The sequence below is a fragment of the Mycobacterium sp. MMS18-G62 genome, assembly GCF_053877835.1.
Window position 1 is genome coordinate 4850182 of sequence record NZ_CM132662.1, and the last position, 26992, is coordinate 4877173.

The 26992-nt window shown below is 64.2% G+C and carries 29 protein-coding genes; 11 read left to right on the forward strand and 18 right to left on the reverse strand.

The window, feature by feature from the left end; translation table 11 throughout:
* Positions 1-67: 67 nt before the first annotated feature.
* The gene (locus tag ACWW36_RS24080) at positions 68-469 is read left to right on the forward strand and encodes a type II toxin-antitoxin system VapC family toxin (RefSeq protein ID WP_456138457.1); all 402 of its coding nucleotides are present in this window, start codon (positions 68-70) and stop codon (positions 467-469) included.
* 132 nt (positions 470-601) lie between these two features.
* Here ACWW36_RS24080 and ACWW36_RS24085 read toward each other — a convergent pair whose 3' ends face one another.
* Genes ACWW36_RS24085 through ACWW36_RS24100 form a run of 4 tightly spaced genes read right to left on the reverse strand, consistent with a single transcriptional unit; the run spans position 602 to position 2776 of the window.
* Positions 602-1477, reverse strand: coding sequence for an SMP-30/gluconolactonase/LRE family protein (locus ACWW36_RS24085; RefSeq protein ID WP_456138458.1), 876 nt, complete (start codon positions 1475-1477; stop codon positions 602-604).
* A 45-nt stretch (positions 1478-1522) separates the two neighbouring features.
* Positions 1523-1903: a DUF4267 domain-containing protein gene (locus ACWW36_RS24090; RefSeq protein WP_456138459.1), complete on the reverse strand. Its 381-nt coding sequence runs from the start codon at positions 1901-1903 to the stop codon at positions 1523-1525.
* Positions 1904-1923: 20 nt separating this feature from the next.
* Positions 1924-2241 (reverse strand): NIPSNAP family protein, encoded by a 318-nt coding sequence (locus tag ACWW36_RS24095; protein ID WP_456138460.1) that lies wholly within the window; start codon positions 2239-2241, stop codon positions 1924-1926.
* A 58-nt stretch (positions 2242-2299) separates the two neighbouring features.
* Positions 2300-2776, reverse strand: coding sequence for a DUF1772 domain-containing protein (locus tag ACWW36_RS24100; protein WP_456138461.1), 477 nt, complete (start codon positions 2774-2776; stop codon positions 2300-2302).
* 97 nt (positions 2777-2873) lie between these two features.
* Here ACWW36_RS24100 and ACWW36_RS24105 point away from each other — a divergent pair, with 97 nt between their 5' ends.
* Positions 2874-3464, forward strand: coding sequence for a TetR/AcrR family transcriptional regulator (locus ACWW36_RS24105; RefSeq protein WP_456138462.1), 591 nt, complete (start codon positions 2874-2876; stop codon positions 3462-3464).
* An 18-nt stretch (positions 3465-3482) separates the two neighbouring features.
* Here ACWW36_RS24105 and ACWW36_RS24110 read toward each other — a convergent pair whose 3' ends face one another.
* Positions 3483-4070 carry a TetR/AcrR family transcriptional regulator gene (locus tag ACWW36_RS24110; RefSeq protein ID WP_456138463.1) on the reverse strand — a complete coding sequence of 196 codons (588 nt, stop codon included), beginning with the start codon at positions 4068-4070 and terminating at the stop codon, positions 3483-3485.
* Between the two features lie 138 nt (positions 4071-4208).
* Here ACWW36_RS24110 and ACWW36_RS24115 point away from each other — a divergent pair, with 138 nt between their 5' ends.
* Both ACWW36_RS24115 and ACWW36_RS24120 read left to right on the forward strand, forming a co-directional pair.
* Complete coding sequence (locus ACWW36_RS24115; RefSeq protein WP_456138464.1) at positions 4209-5759, forward strand: PE family protein; 1551 nt, start codon at positions 4209-4211, stop codon at positions 5757-5759.
* 64 nt (positions 5760-5823) lie between these two features.
* Positions 5824-6102 carry a hypothetical protein gene (locus ACWW36_RS24120; RefSeq protein WP_456138465.1) on the forward strand — a complete coding sequence of 93 codons (279 nt, stop codon included), beginning with the start codon at positions 5824-5826 and terminating at the stop codon, positions 6100-6102.
* Positions 6103-6218: 116 nt separating this feature from the next.
* On the opposite strand, the gene ACWW36_RS24125 is transcribed toward ACWW36_RS24120, so the two are convergent.
* Positions 6219-7001 (reverse strand): alpha/beta hydrolase, encoded by a 783-nt coding sequence (locus ACWW36_RS24125; protein ID WP_456138466.1) that lies wholly within the window; start codon positions 6999-7001, stop codon positions 6219-6221.
* 259 nt (positions 7002-7260) lie between these two features.
* On the opposite strand from ACWW36_RS24125, the gene ACWW36_RS24130 reads away from it, so the two are divergent.
* On the forward strand, positions 7261-7929 hold the full coding sequence (locus ACWW36_RS24130; RefSeq protein ID WP_456138467.1) for a class I SAM-dependent methyltransferase: 669 nt from the start codon (positions 7261-7263) through the stop codon (positions 7927-7929).
* Positions 7930-7942: 13 nt separating this feature from the next.
* Here ACWW36_RS24130 and ACWW36_RS24135 read toward each other — a convergent pair whose 3' ends face one another.
* Both ACWW36_RS24135 and ACWW36_RS24140 read right to left on the reverse strand, forming a co-directional pair.
* Positions 7943-9823: a putative bifunctional diguanylate cyclase/phosphodiesterase gene (locus tag ACWW36_RS24135; protein ID WP_456138468.1), complete on the reverse strand. Its 1881-nt coding sequence runs from the start codon at positions 9821-9823 to the stop codon at positions 7943-7945.
* A 285-nt stretch (positions 9824-10108) separates the two neighbouring features.
* Entirely contained in the window at positions 10109-11476 is a 1368-nt protein-coding gene (locus ACWW36_RS24140; RefSeq protein ID WP_456142608.1) for a cytochrome P450, read from the reverse strand.
* 381 nt (positions 11477-11857) lie between these two features.
* On the opposite strand from ACWW36_RS24140, the gene ACWW36_RS24145 reads away from it, so the two are divergent.
* Both ACWW36_RS24145 and ACWW36_RS24150 read left to right on the forward strand, forming a co-directional pair.
* Positions 11858-12562 carry a dienelactone hydrolase family protein gene (locus ACWW36_RS24145; protein ID WP_456138469.1) on the forward strand — a complete coding sequence of 235 codons (705 nt, stop codon included), beginning with the start codon at positions 11858-11860 and terminating at the stop codon, positions 12560-12562.
* A 131-nt stretch (positions 12563-12693) separates the two neighbouring features.
* Entirely contained in the window at positions 12694-14814 is a 2121-nt protein-coding gene (locus ACWW36_RS24150) for an Rv1355c family protein (protein ID WP_456138470.1), read from the forward strand.
* A gap of 93 nt (positions 14815-14907) precedes the next feature.
* Here ACWW36_RS24150 and ACWW36_RS24155 read toward each other — a convergent pair whose 3' ends face one another.
* Together ACWW36_RS24155 and ACWW36_RS24160 are read right to left on the reverse strand one after the other, a co-directional pair.
* Positions 14908-15339, reverse strand: a complete 432-nt coding sequence (locus ACWW36_RS24155; RefSeq protein WP_456138471.1) for a hypothetical protein — start codon at positions 15337-15339, stop codon at positions 14908-14910.
* 557 nt (positions 15340-15896) lie between these two features.
* Positions 15897-16439 (reverse strand): putative immunity protein, encoded by a 543-nt coding sequence (locus tag ACWW36_RS24160; RefSeq protein WP_456138472.1) that lies wholly within the window; start codon positions 16437-16439, stop codon positions 15897-15899.
* Between the two features lie 109 nt (positions 16440-16548).
* Between ACWW36_RS24160 and ACWW36_RS24165 the strand changes: the two genes are divergently transcribed.
* The gene (locus ACWW36_RS24165) at positions 16549-17235 is read left to right on the forward strand and encodes a DUF899 domain-containing protein (protein ID WP_456138473.1); all 687 of its coding nucleotides are present in this window, start codon (positions 16549-16551) and stop codon (positions 17233-17235) included.
* Positions 17236-17327: 92 nt separating this feature from the next.
* Here the strand turns inward: ACWW36_RS24165 and ACWW36_RS24170 are convergent, their stop codons facing one another.
* Positions 17328-17759 carry a hypothetical protein gene (locus ACWW36_RS24170; RefSeq protein WP_456138474.1) on the reverse strand — a complete coding sequence of 144 codons (432 nt, stop codon included), beginning with the start codon at positions 17757-17759 and terminating at the stop codon, positions 17328-17330.
* Positions 17760-18103: 344 nt separating this feature from the next.
* On the opposite strand from ACWW36_RS24170, the gene ACWW36_RS24175 reads away from it, so the two are divergent.
* Positions 18104-19075, forward strand: coding sequence for an alpha/beta hydrolase (locus ACWW36_RS24175; protein WP_456138475.1), 972 nt, complete (start codon positions 18104-18106; stop codon positions 19073-19075).
* A 103-nt stretch (positions 19076-19178) separates the two neighbouring features.
* On the opposite strand, the gene ACWW36_RS24180 is transcribed toward ACWW36_RS24175, so the two are convergent.
* The 6 genes from ACWW36_RS24180 to ACWW36_RS24205 form a co-directional block, all read right to left on the reverse strand.
* Positions 19179-19442 (reverse strand): hypothetical protein, encoded by a 264-nt coding sequence (locus ACWW36_RS24180; RefSeq protein ID WP_456138476.1) that lies wholly within the window; start codon positions 19440-19442, stop codon positions 19179-19181.
* Between the two features lie 154 nt (positions 19443-19596).
* Entirely contained in the window at positions 19597-21069 is a 1473-nt protein-coding gene (locus ACWW36_RS24185; RefSeq protein ID WP_456142609.1) for an FAD-dependent monooxygenase, read from the reverse strand.
* Between the two features lie 362 nt (positions 21070-21431).
* The gene (locus ACWW36_RS24190) at positions 21432-22031 is read right to left on the reverse strand and encodes a hypothetical protein (protein ID WP_456138477.1); all 600 of its coding nucleotides are present in this window, start codon (positions 22029-22031) and stop codon (positions 21432-21434) included.
* A gap of 696 nt (positions 22032-22727) precedes the next feature.
* Positions 22728-23102 (reverse strand): VOC family protein, encoded by a 375-nt coding sequence (locus ACWW36_RS24195; RefSeq protein ID WP_456138478.1) that lies wholly within the window; start codon positions 23100-23102, stop codon positions 22728-22730.
* Positions 23103-23186: 84 nt separating this feature from the next.
* Entirely contained in the window at positions 23187-23699 is a 513-nt protein-coding gene (locus ACWW36_RS24200) for a DinB family protein (RefSeq protein ID WP_456138479.1), read from the reverse strand.
* Positions 23700-23785: 86 nt separating this feature from the next.
* Entirely contained in the window at positions 23786-23929 is a 144-nt protein-coding gene (locus ACWW36_RS24205; protein ID WP_456138480.1) for a hypothetical protein, read from the reverse strand.
* 363 nt (positions 23930-24292) lie between these two features.
* Here ACWW36_RS24205 and ACWW36_RS24210 point away from each other — a divergent pair, with 363 nt between their 5' ends.
* On the forward strand, positions 24293-24631 hold the full coding sequence (locus ACWW36_RS24210; protein ID WP_456138481.1) for a hypothetical protein: 339 nt from the start codon (positions 24293-24295) through the stop codon (positions 24629-24631).
* Positions 24632-24663: 32 nt separating this feature from the next.
* The gene (locus ACWW36_RS24215) at positions 24664-25320 is read left to right on the forward strand and encodes a maleylpyruvate isomerase N-terminal domain-containing protein (protein WP_456138482.1); all 657 of its coding nucleotides are present in this window, start codon (positions 24664-24666) and stop codon (positions 25318-25320) included.
* 380 nt (positions 25321-25700) lie between these two features.
* On the opposite strand, the gene ACWW36_RS24220 is transcribed toward ACWW36_RS24215, so the two are convergent.
* Complete coding sequence (locus ACWW36_RS24220) at positions 25701-26966, reverse strand: MFS transporter (RefSeq protein WP_456138483.1); 1266 nt, start codon at positions 26964-26966, stop codon at positions 25701-25703.
* Between the last annotated feature and the right edge of the window lie 26 nt (positions 26967-26992).

A 26992-nucleotide genomic window follows, 5' to 3' on the forward strand; every position in this document is an offset into this window, starting at 1 on the left:
GCGCTGTCACGCCAATCGCGGACAATCGTGGTAGCGGAACACCTGCGGTCCATGCGAAAGTTCTGATATGACAACGTTCGTCATCGATGCACAGGTGGCCATCGACCTTGCCGTTGACGGAGCGGCAATTCCACCCGAGCACAGCCTGGCGGCTCCCACATTGCTGCGCTCGCAGGCGCTCGCCCTCGTATACGGATCGGTGCACCGCGGCGAGATGGATGAACAGATCGGCCGGAAGGTTCTCGACGATATCCGTGGGCTACGGATCCGGCTCCTTGGTGACCGAGTACTGCAGGACCACGCATGGCGAATAGCCGCCAAACTGAACTGGCCAGACACCTACCAGGCCGAGTACATCGCACTGACCCAACTGCAGGCGGACGCGCTGGCCACCGCTGACAGGAAACTCGCTGCCGCGGCACGCGCATTCGTCGAAACCGTGTCCCCCGCCGATATCCTGCGGCCGTAGATTATCCGCGCGGTCTGAGGCCTCTCCCCCTCTGCATCCAGACTCCTCCAGGCTTTTCCTGGATGAATGCGGCGGACACGAATATGGCGGGTTACCAACAAGATCCGGCACCCCGCCGCCCCCGCAGACCGCTCACGGCCAACCCACACCCGGCGCAGGCGCGTGAACAACGAGCACTTGTCCGGTTCGCGCGGCGAGCGCGCGCTCTACACCGGCGGTGCCGCGCCATTCGGCGGCAAGCATGAAAAGCGATCGACGATCGGGGCCGCCCAGCATGGCGGCGAAGATGGCCCGATCGTGTTCGATCCGTTGCAGCACCCTGCCGCCTTCTTCGACGCGTATGCACGCACCTTCCGCCGAATCGGGGCTGCCTGTGTGCGTGCGTGTGTCGGCTGCCTGTGTCCAGATCGCGCCGTCGGCGTCGAGGCAGATTCCGTCGGGTCCGACGTTGTCGGCCCACACCCGACGGTTGGACAGGCCACCATCGGCGCCAATGTCGAACGCGGTAAGCCGTCCGGCGAAAGACTCGGAAATGATCAGGGTGGAGTTGTCGGGCGTGATCACCATCCCATTCGGAAAGTCGATATCGGTGGCAACGCAGCGAGCTGTCCCGTCGGGAGTGACCAGCGCGATGATCCCGGGTTCGGGCCGCTCACCGCCGAGGAAGTCGAAACCGAAGCCGTTGACATAGATGTTGCCGCGGCCGTCGACCACTAACTCGTTCCAACGGTGGTCAGCGACGGCGCGGAGATCGGCATGCTTGACCATCGACCCGTCTGGCTCCTGCCGCAACAGTTCCGGACCGGTGACGAGAAGCCGGCCGTCTGGCAGCCAGCCGATTGACCACCCCAAACCGGGCGGCCCATGTGCCACCACTTCGCTTTGCCCCTCGAGATCGACTGCGACGATCTCCCCAGTCCCCCAGTGGGCGAACCAGAGTCGACCTTCGTGCCATCGCGGCGATTCCACATATGCAAGTCCGTCAAGCAAGATGCGAGGTTTGTCCATATCCCTATGACGACTGGGCACCCCGCGAATCGACAGGCTCGGCCCCTAGGAAATGAGCAGGAGCGCAGACGTGATGAGCATGACGGCGGCGGTCACTCCGTGCACTCCCCAAGCGATCGACTTGGGGCCGCCGTTGCCGAGCACGATGGTCGCGTCGGCGACCGGAATGATCGTGGCGGCCAGCATCACCCAGCCGAGCAGGTGGGTCTCGCCCGCGGCCATCAGGATGAAGACGAACAGCCCCGATGCGATGTCGCGGACGCCCTTGACACTCAAGTAGGCGCCGGCGGATGGCTGGCCGAGGTCTGGTTGCACACCGTAACCGGCGGCGGCGACACGCGGCGCGACGATGAATCGTGCGCCGATGAAGACGATGCCCGCGGCGATGAGTCCGGCGAGCGTGTAGGCGATGGTGGTGACGGTCATGCGAGTGCTCCTGAGGTATGTCAGTGAATCGGTGAGAGGGATGTCGGATCAAGCAGTACCGACTGAACGTCGATGATCTCGTCGACGTTGAAGCCGGCCATGTCGGCGGCGAATTCTGCGCTGGTCATGATGTGCCGCGTGAGTTGTTCGGGATCGGCGCCAGGTGGGTAGCGGATGAGCGCGACGAGTCGATTGGCGCCGCCGCTTCGCTCGGTCCACACACCGTGGGTGGTGACCCCGAATGTCGTGAAGGTTGCCAAGTGTCGGGCCCAGTGAACAGTCGCGTATCGCTGTAGAGCTTCAGGTGACCGCAGAGTGTAGATCCGGAGCTGAAACATCGAATGCCCTTCTCCGACAGTCGATGTCGGTTCGTGTGGATTCTTGGGTGTGGGCGTGTCAGATCATCAGCACCACGCATAGGGCGGCCACTGCCAGGCCTTGCAGCATCGCACGGGCGCCGATGATTCTGTCCCACTTCGCTTGCAGCGCACGCCCATTCGGTAGGGGCTGGCTAGCGTCGGCAGCCGCTGTCAGTTGTCGATTGATCGGTGCGCTCACCTGTGTGTAGAGCACAATCCAGATCAACAGCAGGACCAGGGCGACGCCTGCCGCGATGGCCTGTGCCCAGTGTGCGGCGACCGTGGCCAGCACCGCGCTTGCCGCGGTGGCGAGAACCCCGAGCACGCCCGGCACGGGCATTCGCCGGTCTCCGTATCGATGCACGCTTCCCATGACTGCGACCAAGGCACGGTCGTCGACCGACGCCAAGGCCGGTCGCAGCACCACCGCGCAGAACACGTCGGTGCCGTAGACCGCCGCGGTGCCCAGCACCGCGATCAGCGCGGCGGCACGGGTGATGAGGTCAATGCTCATGTCGTAACTCCTACGTCGTAACTGCTAGCAACGCTAACCCCGTCGAGTTCCTGCGTCAATAGCAGTGCTAGTTTTTCTAGCTGTGATACCATTAGGTATGGCCATTGAGGATCGCCGTCAGCGTGAGAGGTCTGCCCGTCAACGGCTGATCGTCACAACCGCCCGCAAGTTGGCCGAGGCCGAAGGCTGGGACGCCGTGACCACACGTCGGCTGTCCTCCGAGATCGAATACAGCCAGCCTGTGTTGTACAAGCACTTCAGCGGCATGGAACACATCGCCGATGCTGTCGCCATCGACGGATTCGGCGAGCTCGCCGAGGCAATCCAGGCCGCGCGGTCCAGCGCCGGCGCGGCCACCGACACCCTGACCCGGATTGCACGCGCCTACCTCGATTTCGCCCGCGACAATCCGGCGGTCTACGACGCGATGTTCACCCGTGCGACAACCTTGCGCTTCGCCGCCCAAGACACACCGCCTCAGCTGAAGGCGGCCTTCGCCGAGCTACGCCACGCGGTCGGCGTGGTGGCTGACGAGCAGGATGCCGACGCGCTCACTGAGCTGTTCTGGGCAGCGCTGCACGGACTAGTCGCCCTCACCCGTGCCGGCCGACTACGCCCCGGCTACGACTCGGAACGTCTCCAACTGCTCGTCGATGAGTTCACCAACAGACGAGAAGCAACGGGCTAGGCCAAGCGTTGACTGGCCCTACCCTCCAGGACTACTCCCCTGCCGTTCGGCGCGATGCCCATCGAGAAACGCGGCGACCAGAGCGTTCGCGTTGAATTCTGGCGCGACAGCCGAGGCCCCGGCGCGCGTCCAGACACCAGATACCAGGAGCGGGGCGATCAACATCACGAGCTTCTGCATAGGGTCGCCATCGGTTAGCCGCCCGTGATCTTGATGTGCAGCGATCACGCTTGCCGCGTTGAGCAGATTCGGTACGAGCGCCGCTGTGGCCTCGCGCAGCTCCGGATGACGCGCCACGTCGGTGAGCAGCGTGGTGACGGCGCCTCCGTATTTCCGCGTCGTCTCCTCATATGCCTCGACAAGCCTGGTGATGTCCTTGGTGACGTCGTCGGTGGCTGCCACCCGTGCAAACGGCGATCCAGCGAACGCGTGCTTCAGGGCCGCGTTGATCAGTGCCGCCTTGCCGCCGTAGCGGCGGAAAAGCGTCACCTCGTTGACACCCGCGCTGCTTGCGATCTCCTGGGTCGTTGTGGCGCGGTACCCATTTTTCGCGAAGACCGCGACCGTCGCCTCGAACAGCCTGTCCTCGTCGATGTATCTGGGCATCTACCTCCAAACGTCTCGCCTACGTAAGGCTATACGCCACATTTCTTAATGCAAGTGAATACTTGCATTAAGGCCCGCGCGGAGTTAGCCTCCAATTGTCGTGGCCGGAAATTACCCGAAAGGCTGGCGGTGGTTGACATGAGACTGCAGCGCCGCGCGGCTACACAGGACTTCCGCGTTGCCGCGTTCGCGCATGCTCGTTGCAACCATCGGCACGTCATCAGCGGCTTGATCCGGCCGTCAATCGCTGCCGGGATCGCGATGGTCGGGGGCGGCATCTGGCTGGCCACTATCCACGGCGGCCACGCGCCCCCTGACATGCCGTCGGTGGTGTTGATGTCGGCGCAGTTGAGATCCGGGCCGGCGCCGCTGACCCCGCCGACCAATACGGCGGCGGACTGTAGTGATCCGCTGTGCCTGCTCACCAGATCTTCGGGACCGACACCATCGCGGCCGACAAAGGCATCGTCGACCGCGCCGGCAGCCGCCAACCCAGTCACATCGCTGATCGGATTCTTTATCGGCGACGGCGCCGACGCACCCGCCGACTGCACCGGAGCGGCGTGCAACGGCGGCAACGCTGGGTTGCTGTTCGGCAACGGTGGCGCGGGCACCAACGGCGGCGCGGGTGGCAACGCCGGGCTGTTCGGAAACGGCGGGCGCGGAGGTGACGGAAAAGTCGCAGGCGTGGCGGGGGGAAACGGCGGCACCGGCGGCCTGTTTATCGGTAGCGGCGGCGACGGTGGCAGCGGCGGGCCCGGCGCCCGCGGCGGGAACGGTGGCAACGCTGGGGCGTGGTCGATACTTGGCGACGGCGGCGACGGCGGCAACGGTGGTCAGGGCGCTTCCGGCGCGAACGGGGTCAATCCCACGCCAGGTTCCCCGGCGCAGAACGGCGACGACGGCAGCGGTTCGAAGCTGACTCGCACCACTATCAGGGGAAATCCCGGCGGCGACGGTGACGCGGGCAGCGCCCCAGGTCAGGCTGGCGGCAACGGCGGCAATGGATTTCCGACGGACGGGCGAGGCGCATCGGGTTTCTTGTCGACCACCAGCGGTGACGGCGGTAATGGCGGAAGCGGCGGCCCCGGTGGAGGCGTCGGCGGCAATGGCGGTGACGGTGGCGACTGGGGCGTGGTGTCCACCGGAACGAGCACCGGGGGCGCAGGCGGCAACGGCGGCAATGGCGGCGACGGCACCGCCCCCGGCGGTCCGGGCGGCAACGGTGGCAATGGCGGCGCGGGCGGCAGCGGCGGGCTGTTAGGCAACGGCGGCCGCGGCGGGGACGGCGGCGGCGGCGGTGACGGCGGTATCGGCAGCCCCGGTGGCGCCGGTGGGGGCGGCGGGAAAGGCGGCGACGCAACAGCTTCCGCCGGTATAGCCACCGGTGGTCCTGGCGGCACCGGCGGCATGGGCGGCGCAGGCGCCGCCGGCGGCAACGGTGGCACCGGTGGGTCCGGCGGAACCGGCGGGCCCAGCGGGATCTTCGGCCAGTCCGGCGCGGACGGCAAGGGCGGGACCGGCGGCTCGGGAGGAGCTGGCGGTGCAGGCGGCTCGGGCGGCGTTGGCGGCAAGGGCGGGATCGCAACCGGGGCCCCGGAATCCAGCGACGGCACGAACGGCGGCACTCTCGGCCCGGGGAGGGACGGCGCCCCCGGTATAAGTGGGGCCGACGGCGCCAGCCACTAACTGGCAAACACGTAGCGAATCGACAGGACAGGCGGTGCTGCCGCAAAGATGAAAGGAGTCAGGGATGGCCGTTGGTGTGGTTTGGTATCCACCAATTGATCAGCAAACCTACGACGCGGTCCGGGAGAAGGTGTTGCAGGCCAGCATCGACAAGGGCCAGCAGTTCCACGCCGCCGGACAAGCAGACGGGCGCTGGTGCATCATCGAGGTCTGGGGATCCCGCGACAGCCTGCAGCGGTTCCTCCGTGAGGACCTGGGCCCCGCGTTTGAGGCCATCGGTCTGGGAGAAGGTGACCCACCGGTGCCGGAGCTGGTTTTCGACGTGCACTTCCACCGCTTCTAGCGGCCGCTCCGACGTCCTGCCACGCCCCGTCTGCCTGCCCGGCATGGCCAGTGCCCCATGTGGTTTCGGCCTTGCAGCTTCACCGGTTTGGCAACCGCGGGGTACGGAGTGCCTTTCTATAGCGGCTCGTCAATCGGTCCCCGCGATCGCCGTCGGTCAACCTGGCCGAGGTGGCGGGCGAAGAACCGAGCCGAGCTGTCGCGCTCGTATTCGGGCACCGGGTAGTGCCTGCCCGAGTAGGCGTGCAATGCCTTCTCCTTCGAGGCGAAGGCGTCGAACAACGCGAGCCCGGAGGTGCGGTCGAATTCCTCGTCGTCCCAAGGAATCCGGTACTCGACCGGGACGGTGATCTTCCGTGCCGCCTCGATCAGCGCGTCGTTCACGAATACCCCGCCGAAGCTCACGGCAACGATCCGGGATTCGACCGTCGTCAACATCAGCCCGGTCACGACGCCCAACGACACGCCGCCGTAGCCGATCGGCGCTTCGACGTCGATCTCAGGCAGCGCCTGCAGGGCGTCCAGGGTCGTCTGCCATTCCGGCACCGCACGCTCCGCCAGCGACATGCTGTAATCGATGACGATCGGGGCGATCGGCTCGCCCGCCGCCCGGGCCTGATGGATCGCCTTGGCCCACTGTTGATCCTGAAGGTTTCGCGGCCGACCACCATGTCCAGGCGCGTCGATGGCCGCGACGGTGAACCCGTAGGTGATCACGCAGTGAATTGCACTGGCTAAAAGCCCCGGCGCCTTCTTGTGCATGCCTCCGCTGTGCCCCGCCAGCAGCAGTGGTGAGCCGACGCTGCCGGATGTGGGCGACCAGAGCACACCGGTGATCTCATCCAGAATGAAATTGCGTTCGATGACACCGTTCGACGATGTCTCAGAAGTGAATTGCATGGTGTTGCCTTTCGGGATTTCGCCTGTTTCAGGCGCTCCCGGCGACACCTACTTCTATCGCTCGACCGTGAACACGAGTGGGAGCACCCACATGGTTACTGCGTTCATGGGTCTCACCTCCTCGCGTGATGTCACGGTCTCGCGCACGCTATCAACCTGAGCCGAATCCGGTCCAACCTATTTTCCTGCCACCGATCCGACGTGGCTGATCGATTCGTTCGACGCCTGAATGAAAGCGCCCGGCCGGTACAGTGCTCTCATGTCGGAAGTCATGGATTGGGATGCGGCCTACCGCAACGAGGTATTTGGTGGACCGCCGCCCTGGAACATCGGCGAAGCACAGCCAGAAGTCGCCGAGCTTATTCGCTCGGGAAAGATGCGCAGCGAGGTACTCGATGCCGGCTGCGGCGTCGGTGACGCGTCCCTTGCGCTAGCCGAGCAGGGCTACACCGTCGTCGGCATGGACCTGACGGCCACAGCGATCAACGCCGCGTCCAAGGCCGCCGAGGAACGTGGGCTGACCAACGTCAGCTTCGTCCAAGGCGACATCACTTCGCTGGACGGGTATGACGGGCGGTTCGCCACCATCTTGGATTGCACACTGTTTCATTCACTGCCCGTCGAGGCGCGCGAGGACTACCTCCGGTCGGTGCACCGCGCCGCAGCACCGGATGCAGTGATGTACATGCTGGTGTTCACCACCGAAGCGTTGCCACCTGACTCGCCGTTTCCCGTGCCAAATCTGGTGACCCAAGACGAGCTGCGTGAGGTGGTGTCGAAGCACTGGCATATCGACGACATCCGTCCGGCGTTCGTGCATGTGCAACTGCCACCGTTGCCCGACATGCCGCCACTTCCTTACGATTTTGACGACAACGGCCGTGCGAAGTTGCCCGCATTTCTGCTGACCGCCCACAAGGCGATCTAGAGGCGCGGAGGACCTAGGGACGCCGTCGCTGCCCGTTGATCGGGGTCACTGACGGCAGTATCGAGTCGAGCGAGATGCGGCCCTGGGCGAGCAGCGTTTCCATTGCCGCACTGTCGAGCGGCGGCGACAGCAGGAAGCCTTGTGCGCGTTGACAACCCAGACGGAGCAGCGTCGTGGCGGCGGCGCTCGTCTCCACGCCTTCGGCGACGACTTGAAGGTCGAAAGCGTCCGCCAACGCCATGATCGCCCGCACGATCGCCAGATCGCTCGGGTTGGTCCCCAAGTCGCGAACGAAGCCTTTGTCGATTTTGATGGTGTCGATCGGTAGCGACTTCAGATGGGTCAGTACGCTATAGCCGGTGCCGAAGTCGTCGATGGCGATTTGCACGCCGACGTTCTTCAAGCCGGTTAGGGTGTTTCGTGTGGCCTCAATGTCTTGGACCACAACGCTTTCGGTGATTTCCAGACATACCGCGGCACCGTCAAGGCCGAACTCTTCAAGAGTTGCCCCGACCGTATCGACGAAGTCGTCTGAGACCAGCTGCACCGGTGACACATTGATCCGCAGTACACCGTCTGTGCACAGGCCGCGTGCTCGCCATTGACTGAACTGTGCGCAGGCCGAGCGCATCACCAGCCGGCCCAATTTGCCGGCAAGGTTGATGGATTCGGCAATCCGGATGAATGCGTCGGGTAACAGCAGCCCTCGGGTGGGGTGTTGCCAACGCACCAAAGCCTCGGTGCCGAGAATGGCACCGGTGCGCATGTCGACTTCTGGAAGGTAATGCAGCACGAGGGCGCCGTTTCCGGAGTCGATTACCCCTTCCAGGTGCAGCTCGACGTCGTTGCGGATCGAGTGCTCGGCCGACATCTCGCGGGTGAAGACCGCGGTCTTACTGCCGCCGGCGCTCTTGGCCGATAGCGCAGCCTGATCGGACCAGCGCAGCAGATCGGATGTGCCGTGGCGTCCGGGCGTGCCCACGGCGATGCCGATGCTAACGGTGCGGGTGAGCATCTCGCCGTCGATGACCACCCGCTGTTGAAGGCGTCTTTGCAGATCTTGCGCGAATGACTCGACGGCTGTGATGTCCATCGGTTGGCCAGGTACCACCACGAACTCGTCGCCACCGAAACGGGCGATTACCGTCCCGGGGTCGACGTTGTCACGGAGCCGTCGGGCAAAGATCTTGATGAACGCGTCGCCGGCGTTATGACCGAGGTAGTCGTTGATCGCTTTGAGCCGGTCCAGGTCGAGGAACAACACCGATACCGGGCCGGGCTGGCCATCGGCGAGCCGCTCGTCTAGGTAGGCGTTGAGCGTCCGGCGATTGATGAGGCCGGTGAGGTCGTCGTGTTCGGCGAGGTAATGCAACTGTTGTTCGGCGACGACGCGGGCTTGCAGCTGAGCGAACAGCGTGGCGATGGTTTGCAGCGCGTTGAGTTCATCGTCAGTCCATTCGCGATCGCCGTACTTGATGAAGCCCATCGTGCCGGTGGTGATGTCGCCGGACAGCAGCGGCACGGAGGCAAGTGAGACCTCGGGAACGGTGGTGCTTTCCTCGATGCGCTGCTGAAAATCTTCGTTCGCCGGTTCCGGTCGCAGCACCAGCGGGGTCTTGAGATTTTCCGCCATCGCGAAAACCGGGTCCGCGTCCGCGAAGTACACCACTCCAAGGGGGTCGGGATCAGGAATGTATTCGCGCGGCGGCCACTGCGCGACCAGAGTGGTGGCGTGGATGGTGTGGTCGTTGTGCCGCAGAAAGCTGACGTCGACGCCGAGGTAGTCGAAGAGGTCGTGTAGGACTCGTTCGCTGATTTCTACCGCGGTCGTTGCCGTGGCGCCCATCAACTCAGCGGCCACCGACGTGACCAGCTGATCCAGACCGCGTGTCATACCGTAAACGGTAGCCTCTAATTGACGTTTAACCGGCGTCGGCGGCCGGACCTCGGCTGTTTGTGATGCCGCCGATACAAATCGAAACCGAACGCCTCGATCTGCGCCGCGGTACCGATCGCTGGCCGCCTCGTCGATCGCCACATACCCGAGCCCTTCCCCACACCTGCACAGCTATGGCGCTGGGACACCGCGGTGACCAGCCTGATACGTGAGGGGCAACTTCAACATCGGGCCGCCCCGTCGGATGGACCAGAGGTCACACATAAGCGGCGTCACGGCTGATCAGCGCAGCCGCACCCTGGCCCAGATCGGACCGCCGGCAACCATCGTGAACGGAACCGCGAGGGGAAAGTCGTCGTCCACCGAGGTGATGTCGGCGTGGCGAACGATCGTCGCCAACGCCAGCGTGGCCTCCAGCATTGCGAAATGATCGCCGATACACGACCGTGGCCCTCCGCCGAACGGCACGTACTGCCAACGGTCCCGGCCTTGCGAACCTTCGGCGCTGAAACGGTCGGGATCAAACGCCAGCGGATCATTCCACAAGCTGGGATCGGTTTGTACCGACATCCGTCCGAACGCGACCATCGTGCCGGCGGGCACACGGTAGCCATCGACTTCGATATCGGCCATTGTCATCCGCGTCCCGGTGGGACCCGGCGGGCACAGCCGTAACGCCTCGTGAAGTACCTGAACGGTATAGCCAAGCCGCGGAACATCATCGGGGGTTAGTTCGCGATCACCGAGTTCGGCGACCTCGGCGGCGACGCGGTCCTGCAGCTCACGATGACGGCCCAATTCCCACAGCGCATATGTCAGCGTCGTCGCGGTGGTGTCATGGCCGGCGAACAAGAAAATGACCAGTTCGTCACGGATTTCGCTGTCGGACAGGGATTTTCCGGTCTCAGGATCTGTCGCGGCGATCAGCGCCTGCACCAGCGGCGCGTCCTTGGTGGGGTCAGCCCGACACTCCCGCACGATTTCATCGGCCAGCTCACGAATCGCTGCCGCGGCGGCGCGAGCCCGCCGCCTCGCCGGTGTGGGCATCCAGCTCGGTGCACGCAAGGGCCGCAACGCCCGCCCGACTGCGTAACTCGTTGCTATGCGCAGGGGTTCGGCGATGTCGGCGGACCTCTCATCGAGGTCTAATCCGAGTACCGAACGACCGAGCGCTCGCAACGTCAGCGTGCGGCACTGCGCATCCAGATCAATTGTCGCGCCGTCGCGCCACGTCGCGCACACCTTGTGCGCCGCCTCGGCCATGTGGCCGCCAAACTTGCGCACCTGCTGCCTGGTGAACACCGGCTGCAGCGTGCGACGGCGCGGTAGCCACTCCTGATGGGGCAGCACGAAAAGGTTTTCGCCCAGCAGCCGACCCAGCTCCGCTGACACCGCGCTTGTCTTGTCCACCGAGCCATCCCGCACACTGACTACATCGCGAATGCCTTGCGGGGAGGTCACCGCGACGATCGGCGGCATCAACCACTTGGGCCCCAAGCTGAACCGGGTTACCGGCCCGCCGGCATCGCGTAGCTTGTCCATGCCAGTGTGAAATGACCGAAGAGCCTTGACGCGCTCGCGATATGGCAGCGGGTTTTTCGGGGGCAACGGCAAGGAAGCCACGTCACGCGTGCCCGATCTCTCGGCCATGTCCCTGCTCACGGAGACCACCGCGCCAGCCTACAACCGGAAGCCGTGGCCGCCGAGCAGTCCGGTGCGTGACATCCTGTTCGGGCGCGGCGCGCCCCATGAGCGCCGGTGCACAGACGACCGACGAAGGTTGATGCGGCTATACCGTAAAACCGTATGACGGTATGGTGCGACGGTATGCGCGTGTCGCCCCTCGTTGAGTTGCCCGCAGCACCCCCACATTTGGCCGATGTGAACGGTGCCAGCGGCACTGCGAACCAGATTCAGCCAGCGGGTGCTTGGCCGTTGCCGTCGACCTCCCAAAGCGCCCTGCGCACACAAGCGCCAGGGCACTCTCCAAATACGCACGCCCACAACGCAATTGCACTTTAGGTCAACGACGTGCCAGTTATCAGCTATTCCGCTCCGACCAGCCCGCTACCCGGCTACCTTGCCGTTCCCGCAGGGCCCGGTCCATGGCCGGCGGTCGTTATCGTGCAGGACGTGCTTGGTGTGACAGCCGACTTGCGGCGGATCACCGATCGCATGGCATCTGCCGGGTATCTGGCGCTGGCGCCGGCACTGTACGGTCGCGGCTCGAAAATCACGTGCATGCTCCGCACCATCCGCTCGCATTTCACCGGCAACGGTCCCGCCTACGACGACCTTGTCGCCGCACGTGACCACCTACTGTCCGATCCGCGCTGCACTGGCAAGGTGGGCCTCATCGGGTTCTGCATGGGCGCAGGATTCTGTTTGCAGCTGGCCCCGCGAGGGCTGTTCGACGCGACCGCGCCGAATTACGGTCTCATGCCAGCCAACACGGACACGCTCGCCAAGTCATGTCCTGTCGTGGCGAGCTTCGGCGCCAAGGACCGCATCGTCGCACGCGGCACCGCCGACAAGCTCGAGGCGGCCCTGGCCGCCGGTGATGTGCCACGCGACATCAAGGAATACCCCGACGCCGGCCACAGCTTCATGAATAACTGGGGCATTCCCGGGCCGATCCGGATAGTGGAGCGCGTCGCCGGGATGGCCTACTCCGAACCCGAGGCCGAGGACGCTTGGCAACGCATCCTCACTTTCTTCAACGAGCACCTCAGCTAGGCCGCACTGCCGAAACGGTTGGCGCAGGCGACAATCGACCCCGAACCGCTTAGTTGATGGCGGTCGCCCGGTACTCCCAGGTTGGGCGAACCCGCGCCAACTCAACACCCCGATGCTATACACAGGGCACCATGGACAAGCCGTACGCCGCCGCCTACAGCGCCCAGATTCTGAACGCCGACGATCCGACCGACGACTCGCTGTTGCAGCAGCTGCGCGCGGATCCCGACGTGGAATTCATCGATCACCGCGACGGGCAGCTGGCGAGCCTGCGCAACCTTCGCCCCTCACCGGCTACCGACCTGCTCTCAGAACCCATCCGGTGGGCGTACTACCCGTGGCGGCGAACGGTTGTAGCGGTGCTCGGTCCGCGGGGGTTTCGCACCGTGCGGCTGGACCGCAACCGCAACAACATCACCACCGAAGAACAGGACCGGCTTGGCACGCTGCACATCGGCGTCGCCGGCCTCAGCGTCGGGCACGTCATCGCGCACACCTTGGCCGCCGAAGGACTGTGCGGCCGCCTCCGGCTGGCTGACTTCGATCACCTCGAACTGTCGAACCTCAATCGCGTGCCGGCGACCGTCTTGGATATCGGCATCAATAAGGCCTACGTGGCGGCGCGCCGGGTTGCCGAGCTCGACCCCTATTTACCGGTGGAGGTTTTCGACGAGGGGCTCACCTTCGACACCGTCGATGAATTCCTCGATGGGCTCGACATCCTTGTCGAAGAATGCGATTCACTCGACATAAAGGCCGGCCTGCGTGAAGGCGCCCGGGCCCGCCAAATTCCGGTATTGATGGCCACCGCTGATCGAGGACTGATCGACGTGGAGCGCTTCGATCAAGAGCCCGAACGCCCGATTTTGCACGGCCTGCTTGGCCAGTTGGACATCGGACTATTGCCCGGCATGAGCAGCCGGGAAAAGGTCCGACACATCCTGCGTCACCTTGAAGCTGAACGATTGTCCTCGCGCACAGCTGCGTCCCTCGTGGAGATCGACCGGTCACTGTCGACATGGCCGCAACTGGCCTCGGATGTGGTGTTGGGTGCCTCGGTACTAGCCGAGGCCGTGCGCAGAATCGGGCTCGGCGAAGAATTGCGCTCGGGGCGCACCCGCATCGACATCGGGTGGGGAATCAGCCAGCTCGCCGAACCCGACATGGCTCAGCCGCGCCCAGCGTCCGCCGGGGATCGCGAGACGCCTACGCTGCCAGGATTACCCGGCGTCATCGCCTCCGCGGCAATCCGCGCGCCGTCGGGCGGAAACGTGCAACCCTGGTCTATCCATGCCAGCCCCACCGCCATCACCATCGACCTTGCGCCGCCGCACGTAGGTATCGACGTCGGATTCCGCGGCAGCGCTGTCGCACTCGGGGCGGCGGTGATGAACGCGAGAATCGCGGCGGCCGCGCACAACGCGCTGGGGCCGGTCACGCTGACCGAGAATACCGGCGAACCGCCGTTGCGGGCGATCCTTACCCTGGGTGAGGGTACGGACAGCGACCTTGCCGAGCTGTATCAATCGATGCTCGCACGTGAAACCAACCGCCACTACGGAGACCCCAAATCACTTGACCCCCATACGATCCAGGCGCTCGAGGGGGCAGCCCAACGGGAAGGAGCGCGGCTGCAGCTGCTCACCGAACGAGACGACATAGCCGCGCTGGCAACGATTTTCGCCGCCGCCGATCGCATCCGGTACCTGACGCCGCAACTGCACAGGGAGATGATCTCCGAACTGCAATGGCCCGGCGACCCCGATCCTGACACCGGAATCGATGTTCGCAGTCTCGAACTCGATGACGGTGACCTCGCGGTGCTCGACATCCTGCGACGACCCGACGTCATGGCCCACCTGGCCGAGTGGAAGGCCGGCAGTGCGCTGGGCGAGGATAGCCGCGACCGGATCCTCGGCAGTTCCGCGGTAGGCGTGATCACCGTGGCAGGATCGACACTTCGCGACTACGTGAAGGGTGGTTCCGCCGTCGAGCTGCTCTGGATCATCGCCCAGCAGCGAGGGCTTACGGTTCAGCCAGTCTCACCGGTGTTTCTCTACGCCCACAATCGGGCCGAGCTGGAAGAGCTGTCGGCATCCTTCGCCGACGAGTTAGGACAACTGCAAAGCAACTTGTGGCATCTGGCCGGCACACCTCCCGGCGAATCCATCGCACTGGTGTTGCGGTTCGCCGCCGGACCACCACCATCAGTGCAGAGTCGTCGCAGCTTTGGCCGAGTCAAGATCAGCTGACAAGCCTATTCCCGTCACCGTCGGCCTCGCCTGTGCGCCAACATATTTCGAAACAACCATCGTCGCCTTGACGCCTCAACGGTTTTCAAACCGCTACCCGGCGCGCTCGCTGAACCACGCGGCTACCGCCTCGATGCCTTGGCGCTGCGTATCGCCGCCGCCGAGCTTCCCGAACAATCCGGCACCCCGCATCATGGTGAGCTTCAGCTTCTCGCCGTCGGTGGTGCGGACCTTGAGCGTTACCGCGGCGCCGCCCATGATCGCCATCCCGACGTTCATCCACCCGCCGCCGGCGCCCTCAGCAGACGCGCCGGCGATCCGGTCGGGCGGCAACGAGATGGCGTCCCCGACGGGCTCGAACTTGCGATTCATTCCCTGCACGAGCAGTCGGCGGTCGGTGACGGCGAGAAGCACTTGTCGGCCCTTGAACATGCCGACCTGCGTCGCGACACACACGCCGCACAGCTTCTCCCCTTGCACGAGAAGAGCCTCGGCGACGGGACGCAGCTTCGAGCCGAGGTCCACGACGGTCAACCTACCAACCGCTGGAAGTCCGGCTATGTCGTTGAAGTTCCCCTGGAAACCGCAGCGATCAGATTGCGCGGTTACCGAGAGAGGCTGCAACTTTCATCGCGTGAGTCAGCGGCTCCCCGGATCGATTCGTCGGCGAACGCGGCGGCAGCAGCTACATCATTAGCAGCGGCCCGCGGTGACGTTACGACGGACGTGTCGGCTTCGGGAGCGGCCGGTTGCCATCTGTGTCGTGGCTCTCGGTAGCCGTCTTTTCCCATGCTGAAGCCGATCAGAAGCAGCGCGGCGATCAACCCCAAAAAGACCAACCGCATCGTCATCTCGGCGCTCATGAGTTGCGCGCCTTTGCTGTCGAGCATCCAGTGGAGGGAGATAGGGGATCATTATTTGCTGACACTTCACTCCTCGAGCGACGCCCCACCCGACACGTATATTACATGATCGACAATATTTGCCAAGTCCACACGCTGCTGCAGGAAAGCGCCACCAGCCCTCGCGCATGTTGGCCAACTCTTCGTCTCGACCGGACACCCGAACTGGTCGTCGGACCGTCAACGACGGCTACTGCGAAGGTGTGCGTCCAGCATGCGGATCAACTCACCAACCCGTCCCCCGCCTCCGGGAGCCGCCGGAAAGCGCTTGAGCACATCAACGACGGCTGGTGTCGCACGACGCGCCGCTTGCTCGACAAGTTCCGTACCTACGGCCGGGTCGTCACCAGCGAAGAGTTCGGCGGCTCTGGCTGCGTAAGCACCTGCACCGACAATATGTTTCACCTGCGTGGCCTTAGCCAACGGATGCAAGTAGGCAGCGCCTGCCGCAGACATCGCCGCACGCGCCGACTCCCTCGCCGCGGCAGTGTTCGCGCCCCTGGCTGCGTTGAGCGCCGCCCACGCTGCGTCGCGCAGTGATTTCTTACGCTCGCCACCCCGAGCGAACTCCCACGCAGCAGCAATCGCCTTTCGAGGTCGCGAGTCGTCGGGCTGATCGGCCTCGAATATCTCGAGCCCTGCCTGCGCGCACGCAGCGGCAAACGCCGTCACCTCACGAAGATCTTCCGTGCTCAGAACGACATCGCTGGCTTCACTTGCCACAGTTCCATCTTCGACACTGCGCCAAATCGTGACCCGGCCCGGGACGCGATGAGTAACAGCCATCGACGAAGTCCATACCTCAAACAGCGCTCAACCACGAGGAGAACCGATGACCACTCGCATATCCGCGAAGCCACCCGTCGTAGACCACTCCACCTGGCGTGCCGCTCTCGATGAGCTGCGCATCAGGGAAAAGGCGGCGACTCGAGAGCTCGACGCGATCGCCGCGCAGCGCCGCCGGCTTCCCATGGTGCAGTTGCCCGACTACACCCTGGTCGGCGAAAACGGCCCCGTCCGTCTCGCCGACATCTTCGACGGGCGGTCGCAACTCATCGTCTACAACCACATGTGGTCAGACGGCGCCGAATGGCAGTGCGGCGGGTGCACCGGCTTCACGTCGCAGTTCACCCGGTTGGAGTTCCTCGACAACTACGACGCCCGGTTCGTGATCGTCACCAACGGACCGATCGAGGAGGCGCTGGCCTATAAAGCCAAAGTGGGCAACAAGATGGACTGGTATTCGTCGTCAGACAGCTCCTTCGCCGCGGATGTCGATGCACCTCCAGGCCAAGGATTTGGAGTCAACGTGTTTCTGCGTGACGGCGACACAGTCTACCGCACCTGGCACACCAACGGACGCGGCACCGAGCAACTCAGCCATTCCTTCCCGCTGATCGACATCCTGCCGTGGGGCCGCCAAGAGGAGTGGCAGGACTCCCCCGACGGTTGGCCCAAGCGGCCGACCTACTCCGGCTGGCTGGACTCCCCGGACATCGCCCGGCTCTACGGTCAGTAAAGAGCGGAACAGGTTGAACGCCAAACCGTTTGGCGCGACCCCCGCGCGGCCCGCCACCAACGAACCCCGCGGTGGCGGGCCGACGTGTGTTTTTAGTTCCGCAGCGAACCGGGCGGCCAATCAACGCCGATCTCGTCGCAGATCGGCGGGATGATGATCAGCGCACCGCGCGGACTGCAGAACGGCGTACCTGGCGGCGGACCCTGCGGTGGCGGTGGTGGAGCGTTGAACACCGGTGGAGGCGCAGCCTCGTGCGGAGCGCCGTGCCACGGGTACATGATGTTGGTCGTGACATCGACGATGCCTTCGGAGTTCCAGTACCAGTCGTGGCAGACGTTCCAGTCCCAGCTGACCACCTGACTGCCCGGAGGCACAGGATCGCCGGGGCACCAGTGGGTGCACGTGAGTCCGTCCGGACAGTTGCCACCCTCATAGCTCGGACCCTGAGCTTGCGCAGTGGCAGATGTCAGCCCAGCAAGACCTAGACCGCCAGCCAACACCAGCGTCGTCGCAAACCGCGACATTCGATTCATTGTCGCTTCCTTTCATGAGCGCCGATCCGGTGGCGCTGCTATTGCGGTTCAGTACACACAGCGAGTGGGGCTACCGATCCCAACATCGTGCGCTTCCCCGATCACAACCCAAGCAGTTGATCAGCGGTACCGCCGTGAAATCAGCGGGGACGGCCCGCCTCGGCGGCGACATCGGAGCCGTCGAAACCGCACTGCAAACCTTCCGGGCCTTGGGTGCCCGTACGCCCACCAACGATTGCCGTCGGCGCGGTGAATGCGGCTTCAAGTTGACGACACGCCCAGCGGCAAAGGACCTTAGGGTTGTCTAAAGGTTCGCTGAACTACATAATCAGCCGGTGATCTTGACGAATCCTGTTCGCGCGCTCGCTGTTGTGATGCTTCTTGCGCTGTCGTTGGTGTCGGTTCCTGTTGCGTCGGCGGAGGCTGCGCATATCACCGACATTCAGCATGTCAATGACCGTTGGGACAAGGTGTCGGTGTATTCGCCGTCGATGAACCTGGTCATCGTCAACGACGTGTTCAAGGCCCCCAAGGCTGGTGCGCCGGTGTTCTACTTGCTGCCCGGTATCGATGGCGGTGACGACCTGGACGGCGGCGGCATCGCACCGGGGGGCAAGAGCTGGTTCGGCATGACCGACATTCAAGGGTTTTTCGCCACCAAAAACGTCAACGTGGTGTCCCCGCTGGGCGGCCCGTTCAGCTGGTGGACCAACTGGGTCAACGACGCCAGCAAGCAATATCAGACCTACATGACCCAAGAACTGCCCCCGCTGATCAACAAGCAGTACAACACCAGCGGCAAAAACGCCGTCGGCGGATTGTCGAGCACCGGCGGCACCGCCGTCGACTACGCCGTGCAAGCACCCGGATTGTTCAAGGCCGTGGGTTCCTACAGCGGGCTGCTCAACCCCGCCGATAACCCCCAGCAGGTGGCGATGACCCTGATGGGCGGCGGCCAAAGCGCCGACGCCATGTGGGGCCCGGCCGGCGGCCCGCTGTGGATCGCCCACGACCCGTCCAAAAACGTCGCCAAGCTCAGCGGGGTCGCCGTTTATGCCGCCGCCTCGGCCAGCGGCGGGGTCGGCGCGGTCGACCGGCTGCCCGAGGGCTTTGGCCCCAACATCACCGGCGGGTTGATCGAGCGCATCGTCGCCGACAGCACCAAGGTCTTCGCCGACTCCGCCGCAGCAGCAGGCATCCCGATCACCTACATCGTGCGCCCCGAAGGCTCCCACACCTGGGGCCTGTTCGAATCCGAAATGCAAGAGTCCTGGAACACCACCATCGGACCAGCACTCGGGGCATAGCGGCTAGTGACGCCGGGGCCCAATGCCCCGGTATGGCCATAGACGCCAAGCAAATTCGCGGTGCTTGGCTGACTTGACCGGCGCTTGTCGTCGCGGCGCCCGATTACGCCGCGCCGGCGCCGGCCGCACTATCCGGAAGCGGCGTCGTCGGTCGCTCATGGCGTCGACGGTCAGCCACGAAACACATCAGGCTCAGCAGAAATGCCCCTGCTGCGACGGCTCCAGCCAATCCGGCCCGACTGCTCCCGGCGGTGTACACGGCGTTCAGAGACATAGCCGTGGCGATCACGGCGGCGATATTGAGGAGAAGGCCCAGCGTTCCGAGCAGTTCGCTGGTGGCGTTCTTTCCATTGTCGCTGTGTTGCATTCCGGTCCGCCTATCTGATCACGCAGTGGTGGCTATGGGTATCCCCACTTGGTTGCCTGTCAAACCTTTAGCAACATGCGATACCCCCACCGCAGTGGAATGGACGATGGAAACACGACGTCATCGACGACATTCGCCACCGCGGTTGATGAGCTCATGCCCGCCCGAACCAGGTACCGAGCGCATCGCGTAGGCCCATGTCGGTTTGGTCTCCGACCCAAGCAACATGCCCGTCGGGCCGAATCAGCACGCCAGTCGGAGCAGTTACTACCCCGACTACCGGAAGCTCCCACCTACCAACATATTTCGCGTCGACCAACTGAACCCGATCCTCCCATCCTGTGATGTCGACGCCGCCCGGCTCACCGAGGTTGAGCATCACCGGCTGAGCACCATGCAGGAGCGTGAAGACACGCAGCGGTCCGTTGGCCGTGACCACGTCGAGGTCTGGCATGCGGCGTCCGAGCAAGGGATGTCCCCCACCGAGGTCGTAGTGAATGTCCAGCCCTGACATCATGCCGGCGAATCGTTTGCGTGGCTCCTCCATGCTTAACAGTTCGGAAATGCTCTCGCTCAACGCCTTTCTGCGGTCGTCGAGACGACGAAGCGCAACTTGAGCCATCGTGGTGCGCAGCACGCGGGCAGCGACCGGGTGGCGCTCCGCATGGTAGGTATCGAGAAGGCTTTCTGGCGAGGACTCCTTGACCACCTGGGCCAGTTTCCATCCCAGATTCACTGCATCCTGCACACCTGTGTTGAGACCCTGCCCACCCACAGGGTCATGTATGTGTGCGGCGTCGCCGGCCAGCAGGACCCTTCCGTTGCGATAGGCTGCGGCCTGCCGAGTCATGTCGGTGAACCTCGAAATGTAAGTGGGACTGTGGATCCCGTAATCGGTGCCGTACACGGCGATCAGCGCCTCGCTCAGATCCTGCATGGTCGGTTCGTCAGTGTTTCCGAGCCGCTGTTCGGTCACCACGATGCGTGCCCCGCCCCCATCCTCCAACCTGCTGAGTCCATTGACACCGAGTGCGTCTTGCCGGACAACGCCCCATTCCGGCGCTTTGCCTGGCTCGGGGGCCACCTCGACCTCGGCAATCAGACAGCTCGTTGATGGATCCCACCCGGGAAACTCGATGCCGGCCGCTTTGCGGACCAGACTGCGCCCTCCGTCACACCCGACGAGATACTTCGCGCGCAGCGACTTGCCTGCAGACAGGTGCACGTCGACGCCGGTGGCGTCTTGGGCGATACCCGTCACTTCGTGTCCGCGGTACATCCGTACCGGTAGCTCATCGACCCAGTCGGCCAGTATGCGTTCAATGTGCTTCTGCCACAGTCCCAGGCTGTACGGGTGCCGGCTCGGAAAGTCGCTGATGTCCAAACGACTACCGGCGAACTGGTTAACCTGCACCACCCGACCCTGGCTCAGGAATCTCTCGGCGATTCCCCGCTGATCGAGAACTTCGATGGTGCGTGAATGCAGACCGCCCGCACGCGAGCCGACGACGTCCTGGGTGGGCCGCCGTTCGACGATCGCGACATCGGCCCCCGCCAATGCCAGCTCGGCTCCCAACATCAGCCCCGTCGGGCCTCCCCCAACAATCACCACCGCATGGTCGGTCATCGGCACAACATCTCCCATTCGCAACTCCCAAACTTGGCCGCTCTTGCCTAGGGCGGCGATTCTGCATCGCGACCCGGGTCTTGCCGCAAGCCCCCGGGTGCCCTATAAATTGAGAGTGGGAAGGGGTACCCCCCTTCCCTTTGTCGTCCTAAGTGGACGGACATCCTCCTCGCGGCAGCGCGACGCTGACCGCCCACATCCCTTCACGATGTTCCCGCCGTATGGGTGTTCTGCCCTTAACCGTGGCGGTAGGTATTACCTAACGTGTTGCAAGGCAAGCTATTTGGCGACAAATTGATTTGCCGAAAGGTATCGCGATGTCAGCGCCAGCCGAGGCGTGACGCATACCTCAGCGCGACGAGTCAGGGCGTCGGCGGGACCGGCGCGGTCGTGACTGGCGCGGCCGGATCGGCCGGCGCCGGAGAGTCGTAGTACCCGGGCGGAGGTGGTCCGTTCAACGGGTAGTACCCCGGCGGCAGCGGGGGGCCGCCCTCGGCGGGTCCTGCCGGCGGAGGGCCGTTGGACTCGGGGGCGTTCAGCGATATGTATCCGGGCGGAAGCTGCGGCGGCGGAGGGGCTCCCGGCGGTGGTCCTGGCGCCGCTTCATCGGGCGCGGTGATCGCCTCGAGCGGATTGCCACTGTGGAATGAGTGCCAAAGATCCCTGAGGTACCCCAGCTGGCCCGGTGTCTGCCCCTGGCCGTAGACCTGGTTCTCGATCTCCGGCACCGGTGGAGCGCCGACAGGCGGGGGCGGGGGCGGTCCCACCGGTACATCGGAAGAGTCCATCACCGGCTGTCCAGGGGCCGGAGTGGCGGGACCCGGAACCGGCGTCGGGTAAGGCACCACCGGATCCGCTGCGGCTTGAGCCGCCATTGTCAGTGCGCCGGCGGCAATGAACGCGCCCGCGACCGCGATCTTCGCGGCGTGGACGGATGATGTAGCGCCGTGTCGTTCCGTCATATGTCCCAGCTGTCCTCTCTGATGGCGCGCGCAACGATTCCTTTAGGAGCGCAGCGGAGCGCCCGGACCCGACTTCCGAGCAAGGCTAGCGCCTTCCCGCGTGCGGCGTCAGCATCATCGCGATGCTGGACTCCCGCGTGCGCTCGCCAGAGGGTGATCGATAGCGGGCTACGCTGACGCGCCGCCGCAGCAACAGCAGGCGGCGCCGCGCCTGCCCACTCATTCACTTTCGACCGGCGACGTCACCGCCCTGGCATGCGCAATCAGCGCATCCACAGAACTGGTTACCTTCGCGTAATATCTTTCAGCAAATATTACTAGCAAACGCTACGCACCGTAGCGTAGTGTTCCAAGCTGCAACGATCCGACTTTTACACTAAACTATCCGCCAGTGAGCTTCGTCTCAGTTAAGGGTAAATGGTTTGCCCTAACGGCAGTATGAGTGGCAAGTTGCGCTAGCGTAAATTCGACACCCGAGAGGTTCGCGATGTTCCTACAGAACACCCGCTTAGCAGTGCCGGCGCAGATGGTCGGCACTGAGACCGGCACATCGCCGGTGCGACGGTGGCGGGTGGTCCTCGATCGGCTGGGACAGACTCGGCCGTTGGCGTACTTGGTCGATGACGCCACTTCGTGGATGAATTACTGACCGCATCCGCTTCTGCGCAGCGGCCCGGCCGATTAAGAGCTCTCCCACTATGTTTCGGAGAACTCCCAGCGATTGCCATCGAGGTCCTCTGTCTGGAAGAACCGCGTGAGGGTGCTCTGCCGAATCCCGGTGGTTTTGAGCCCTTTTGACACCAGCGCGGCGTGGGCGGTGTCGAGATCATCTGTCACAAACACTGGATATGGGCAGACGTCTGTGTTCGGACGTTCGTTGCATTCGGCAGGCAGCTGCCACAGTGAGACCACGAGGCCGCCCAAGGCGTAGGTAGCGATTCGATGCTGCCCGTCGGCTCCCACCCGCAGCGGTTCGATCTCGAAGTTCGCTCTGTACCAGTCGACCGCGGCATCAAGGTCGGCAACGCGCAGGATGATCGCGCCCATCGAAACGCTGTCGAACAATCCCATCGCCTGCGCCCTTCTCAAGCCGCTTGCTTCGAAGTTTCGCCCGCGGCCGCCGGCTACGGCAACACGCCCATCCGACGTGGGTGATCAGACACCTGTTGCGCCATCGACATTTTCGCGGATCAAGTCGGCATGGCCGCAATGACGGGCGTACTCGCCGATCATATGGACGTATATCCACCGCAGGCTCACACGAGCGCCGCGAAACGGGCTCGTGTCATCCAGCCGGCGGGATTCGCAATTCTTGCGCGCCTGCGCTATTTCGTCTTGCCAGGCCGCCACTGCGCTGCGGTATGTCGCCTGATCCGACACATCGAAACCGCCATCGTGTCCTGTCGGCGGGGCGGTTTGGGTGTAGATGGGCGGTGCCTGCTCACCGGCGAGGACCCGACGAAACCAGTTCCGTTCCACCTCCGCCATGTGTTGGACGAGGCCGAGAAGGGTCAGCTGCGACGGCGGCACCGCTGCGGTTCGTAATTGGTGATCGTCGAGTTGGTCGCACTTGCGCGCCAGGGTGCTGCGGTAGAAGTCCAGCCAAGACTCCAGCGTGGTGCGCTCGTCAGCCTCCATTGGCGGCATGAGCCGTTCGATTGTGGTCACGCTGCGATCGTGCCAGCTGCGCCTGACAATGGCGATCAGGCCGACGGGTCGAGGCATGCTGTGCCACAACGCATCCGCCCAGCGGCTCAGCTTCGAGACATCTCACTTACTGTCCAGCACCACACGGCATAGGCCGCGGTCATGGCGATACTGTCGACGTCTTTCTCGTCGCCGCCGAGCTCCCGAACTTGCTCTGCGATGGCATACCGAATCAGGTCGACAGATGTCATTAGCGGGTCCTTCACCGCACGCCTCCACTGGTCCTGACCCGGCACACACACGATGCACAGCGCGTACACCGGTACGTGTGTCAACGGCAAACACGATGCCGAACACGAATCACCGTAGCTCAACGCTCGCATCTACCGCTTTACCGACATACCGAACACTACACACCATACCAGGCAAATCAATTAGTGCAGCTAGAGGGTTGATCTTGGCGACTGCGTGCGTAATCGCGGGCGTGGCCGTGACCCGCTACGGAAATCGTCCGGTTCGCAACCCAGCTCGGCGATCGGATCGACAGCGAAATTTCGTCAGTTCCAGCTTCGCGCCGCGGACGGCCGTCCTGTTCGGCCTGCTAGCCTCCCGGGATGGTCGACCCAAGTGGCCACCCCATCGTGCTGGTGGACAGCGCCACCGCGACTGCACTTGCGCAGATACTGCCCGTGCTGCTGCTCACCCTTACGGTCGAGCTCCGGCGAACGCGGTTGCATCGGGAGCTACGCCGTTTGAGCCTCGGTGTCTTCTTCTTCGCCTTCGGCGTGGTCGAGACGATCCTCGTACTGTCGATCGACGGCGCTCTCTATCCGTTCCAGTGGTTTGACCTTGCCTCCGCGCTCATCATCTTCAGTCTGCTCGCCATCATCTTCTCGATTTCACTTGTAGACCCACCACCCGACGCGCTGTCTGACGAGGGCGATGGTCCGTAGCGGGCTGGACCGGCGCTGCTAGCTTTCGGGGCGTGGATCTCTTTTCACGCGCTTGGGCAGCGTTGTGTGCGGCGGTCGCCGATCTTCCGGACGAGGACTTCGCGCGACCTTCCGGATGTAGCGGCTGGCTCGTGCGAGACCTGGTGTGCCACCTGATCATCGACGCTCAGGACGTCCTGATCACCCTGGTGACGCCCGCCGATACCGAGCCGACGCGGAACGCAATCACGTATTGGCACGTCACTCGAGAACCGCCGAGTGGCGATGACCCCCTCGACGCGCTGATAGTCAGGCTGGCCGCCGCGTACGAAGAGCCGCGGCTGCTCAAGTTCCACCTCGACGACGTCGGCGCCGCCGCCGGCCGCGCCGCTGAATTGTCCGATCCGGACATGCGCGTGCGCACCCGCGATGAGGTCCTCACCGCTGGTGACTACCTCTGCGCGTACGTCGTGGAGTGGACGCTGCATCATCTCGACCTCATCGCGCACCTTCCCGGTGTGCAGGGACCTCCGGCGCAGAGCCTCACCCGGTCACGCGAGATGCTCGAGCAGATTGCCCACAGCGCATTTCCGTCGTCGTTTTCCGACAAGGACGCCCTACTGGTCGCCACTGGCCGGCGTACTCCGACCGACGCGGAGACAGCTGCACTGGGAGAGCTGGCGGCGAAGCTGCCGTTCGTCCTCGGATGACACTGGATGTCGGACTACCCTCAAAGGCGTGGACAGGCTTCGCCGCCGGGCGTGTGTAACGGAATCCGTTGGGAGCCTGGGCATGTCCGCGATGAGGAGATGCCTCGTGTTGGCCCTAGCTGGTACGTGCGGACGGCAGCCCCAAATTCTCGGCGCGGGTCTTCGATGGCGAAACCGTTGCCAGACAAGCACTCTCAAACGAATCTGCGCCGCCTGCTCCAAGTCAACATCTTGTCGCGATGTACGCCGGCGGCCGGAATACGGGTCTCGGCTATCCATACGACATTGCCTGGTACCCCGGAGCTTTCACCTACACCCCCAACGTGGCTCGGTACGTGGACTCCGAACAGTGGAAGCCAGAGGCCTGAAGCCGACGGCGTCTAGACGCGGCTGTAAACCGTCGCGTCATCGATATCGGCGCGCGAACGGTCCGGCAGTGCAAGGCAACACACCACTGTGATGACTGCAGCCACGACGATGTACACCGAGATCGAGTACGGGGTTCCAGTCTCGTGGAGCAGCCACGTCGCCAGCAGCGGAGCCGGTCCGCCCGCGAACACCGAGGCCAACTGGTAGCCGAGTCCGGCGCCGCCGTACCGCAGGTTTGTTGGGAAGCTCTCGCCGATCAGCGCGGCTTGCGGGCCGTACATCATCGAGTGCACGACCATGGACAGCACAACCGCGATGAAAATCGGCACCGGCCCGCCGTAGGTCAGCACGGCGAAGTACGGGAACGCGAACAAACCCGCGAGGACCGCTCCTGTCAGGTAAACCCGCTTTCTGCCCACCGAATCCGACAAGTGCGAGAAGAACGGAATCGTCGCAAGCTCTACGGTGGCGCCCACAAGGACCGCGGTCAGCACGAAGGTCTTGCTGTAGTGGTGGCGCTGGACGACGTATGTCAGGACGAATGTGGTGAACAGGTAGAACGGCATCTGCTCGACGAAGCGCAGCCCCGCGGAGAGCAGGATTTCCCGCCAGTGATGCCGGATCACTTCGGCAACCGGGGTAGTCGCGGTCTTGCCTTGCTCCAGCACCCTGCTGAACATCGGTGTCTCAAGGATCTTCAGACGGATCACCAAGCCCACGGCGACCAGGATGAGGCTGGCCAGGAACGGTATCCGCCAGCCCCAGGAGTCGAAAGTCTCGTCCGACATCGTCGCGGATAGCAGCGTCATTCCGCCGGTGCCGAGCACCAGGCCGACGGGGACACCGACCTGCGCAAAGCTGCCCAGCAGGCCGCGCCGTTTCTGGTCACCCCATTCCATCGTGAGCAGCACCGAGCCGCTCCACTCCCCCCCGACCGCGATGCCCTGGAGCACGCGCAGCGTCACAAGCAACAGGGGCGCTGCAACGCCGATGGATTCGGTCCCTGGCAGGATCCCGATGACGGCCGACGCGAGACCCATCACCAACAGCGTGATGATCAGCGTGGTCTTGCGGCCGATCCGGTCTCCCCAGTGGCCGAAGATCGCCGCGCCGATCGGCCGTGCGGCGAACCCCACGAAATAGGTCGCGAAGGACTGCATCGCGCCGGCGTACGTGCTGGATGCGGGGAAGAATAGGTGCGGAAAGACCAGCGCCGCAGCGGTGTTGTAGAGGAAGAAGTCGTACCACTCGATGGTCGTGCCGATGGCACTCGCCATTGCGGCCCGTCGTACCTGTACCCGCT

Excerpts from the sequence above, each read along its gene's own strand:
- ACWW36_RS24190 (WP_456138477.1), bottom strand. The coding sequence starts at position 22,031 with ATGACGGAACGACACGGCGCTACATCATCCGTCCACGCCGCGAAGATC.
- ACWW36_RS24115 (WP_456138464.1), top strand. The coding sequence starts at position 4,209 with ATGAGACTGCAGCGCCGCGCGGCTACACAGGACTTCCGCGTTGCCGCG.
- ACWW36_RS24135 (WP_456138468.1), bottom strand. The coding sequence starts at position 9,823 with ATGACACGCGGTCTGGATCAGCTGGTCACGTCGGTGGCCGCTGAGTTG.
- ACWW36_RS24085 (WP_456138458.1), bottom strand. The coding sequence starts at position 1,477 with ATGGACAAACCTCGCATCTTGCTTGACGGACTTGCATATGTGGAATCG.
- ACWW36_RS24170 (WP_456138474.1), bottom strand. The coding sequence starts at position 17,759 with ATGTCGCGGTTTGCGACGACGCTGGTGTTGGCTGGCGGTCTAGGTCTT.
- ACWW36_RS24090 (WP_456138459.1), bottom strand. The coding sequence starts at position 1,903 with ATGACCGTCACCACCATCGCCTACACGCTCGCCGGACTCATCGCCGCG.
- ACWW36_RS24120 (WP_456138465.1), top strand. The coding sequence starts at position 5,824 with ATGGCCGTTGGTGTGGTTTGGTATCCACCAATTGATCAGCAAACCTAC.
- ACWW36_RS24150 (WP_456138470.1), top strand. The coding sequence starts at position 12,694 with ATGGACAAGCCGTACGCCGCCGCCTACAGCGCCCAGATTCTGAACGCC.
- ACWW36_RS24125 (WP_456138466.1), bottom strand. The coding sequence starts at position 7,001 with ATGCAATTCACTTCTGAGACATCGTCGAACGGTGTCATCGAACGCAAT.
- ACWW36_RS24210 (WP_456138481.1), top strand. The coding sequence starts at position 24,293 with ATGGTCGACCCAAGTGGCCACCCCATCGTGCTGGTGGACAGCGCCACC.
- ACWW36_RS24130 (WP_456138467.1), top strand. The coding sequence starts at position 7,261 with ATGTCGGAAGTCATGGATTGGGATGCGGCCTACCGCAACGAGGTATTT.
- ACWW36_RS24080 (WP_456138457.1), top strand. The coding sequence starts at position 68 with ATGACAACGTTCGTCATCGATGCACAGGTGGCCATCGACCTTGCCGTT.
- ACWW36_RS24100 (WP_456138461.1), bottom strand. The coding sequence starts at position 2,776 with ATGAGCATTGACCTCATCACCCGTGCCGCCGCGCTGATCGCGGTGCTG.
- ACWW36_RS24195 (WP_456138478.1), bottom strand. The coding sequence starts at position 23,102 with ATGGGATTGTTCGACAGCGTTTCGATGGGCGCGATCATCCTGCGCGTT.
- ACWW36_RS24205 (WP_456138480.1), bottom strand. The coding sequence starts at position 23,929 with ATGACATCTGTCGACCTGATTCGGTATGCCATCGCAGAGCAAGTTCGG.
- ACWW36_RS24140 (WP_456142608.1), bottom strand. The coding sequence starts at position 11,476 with ATGGCCGAGAGATCGGGCACGCGTGACGTGGCTTCCTTGCCGTTGCCC.
- ACWW36_RS24095 (WP_456138460.1), bottom strand. The coding sequence starts at position 2,241 with ATGTTTCAGCTCCGGATCTACACTCTGCGGTCACCTGAAGCTCTACAG.
- ACWW36_RS24185 (WP_456142609.1), bottom strand. The coding sequence starts at position 21,069 with ATGACCGACCATGCGGTGGTGATTGTTGGGGGAGGCCCGACGGGGCTG.
- ACWW36_RS24220 (WP_456138483.1), bottom strand. The coding sequence starts at position 26,966 with ATGGCGAGTGCCATCGGCACGACCATCGAGTGGTACGACTTCTTCCTC.
- ACWW36_RS24110 (WP_456138463.1), bottom strand. The coding sequence starts at position 4,070 with ATGCCCAGATACATCGACGAGGACAGGCTGTTCGAGGCGACGGTCGCG.
- ACWW36_RS24105 (WP_456138462.1), top strand. The coding sequence starts at position 2,874 with ATGGCCATTGAGGATCGCCGTCAGCGTGAGAGGTCTGCCCGTCAACGG.
- ACWW36_RS24180 (WP_456138476.1), bottom strand. The coding sequence starts at position 19,442 with ATGCAACACAGCGACAATGGAAAGAACGCCACCAGCGAACTGCTCGGA.
- ACWW36_RS24165 (WP_456138473.1), top strand. The coding sequence starts at position 16,549 with ATGACCACTCGCATATCCGCGAAGCCACCCGTCGTAGACCACTCCACC.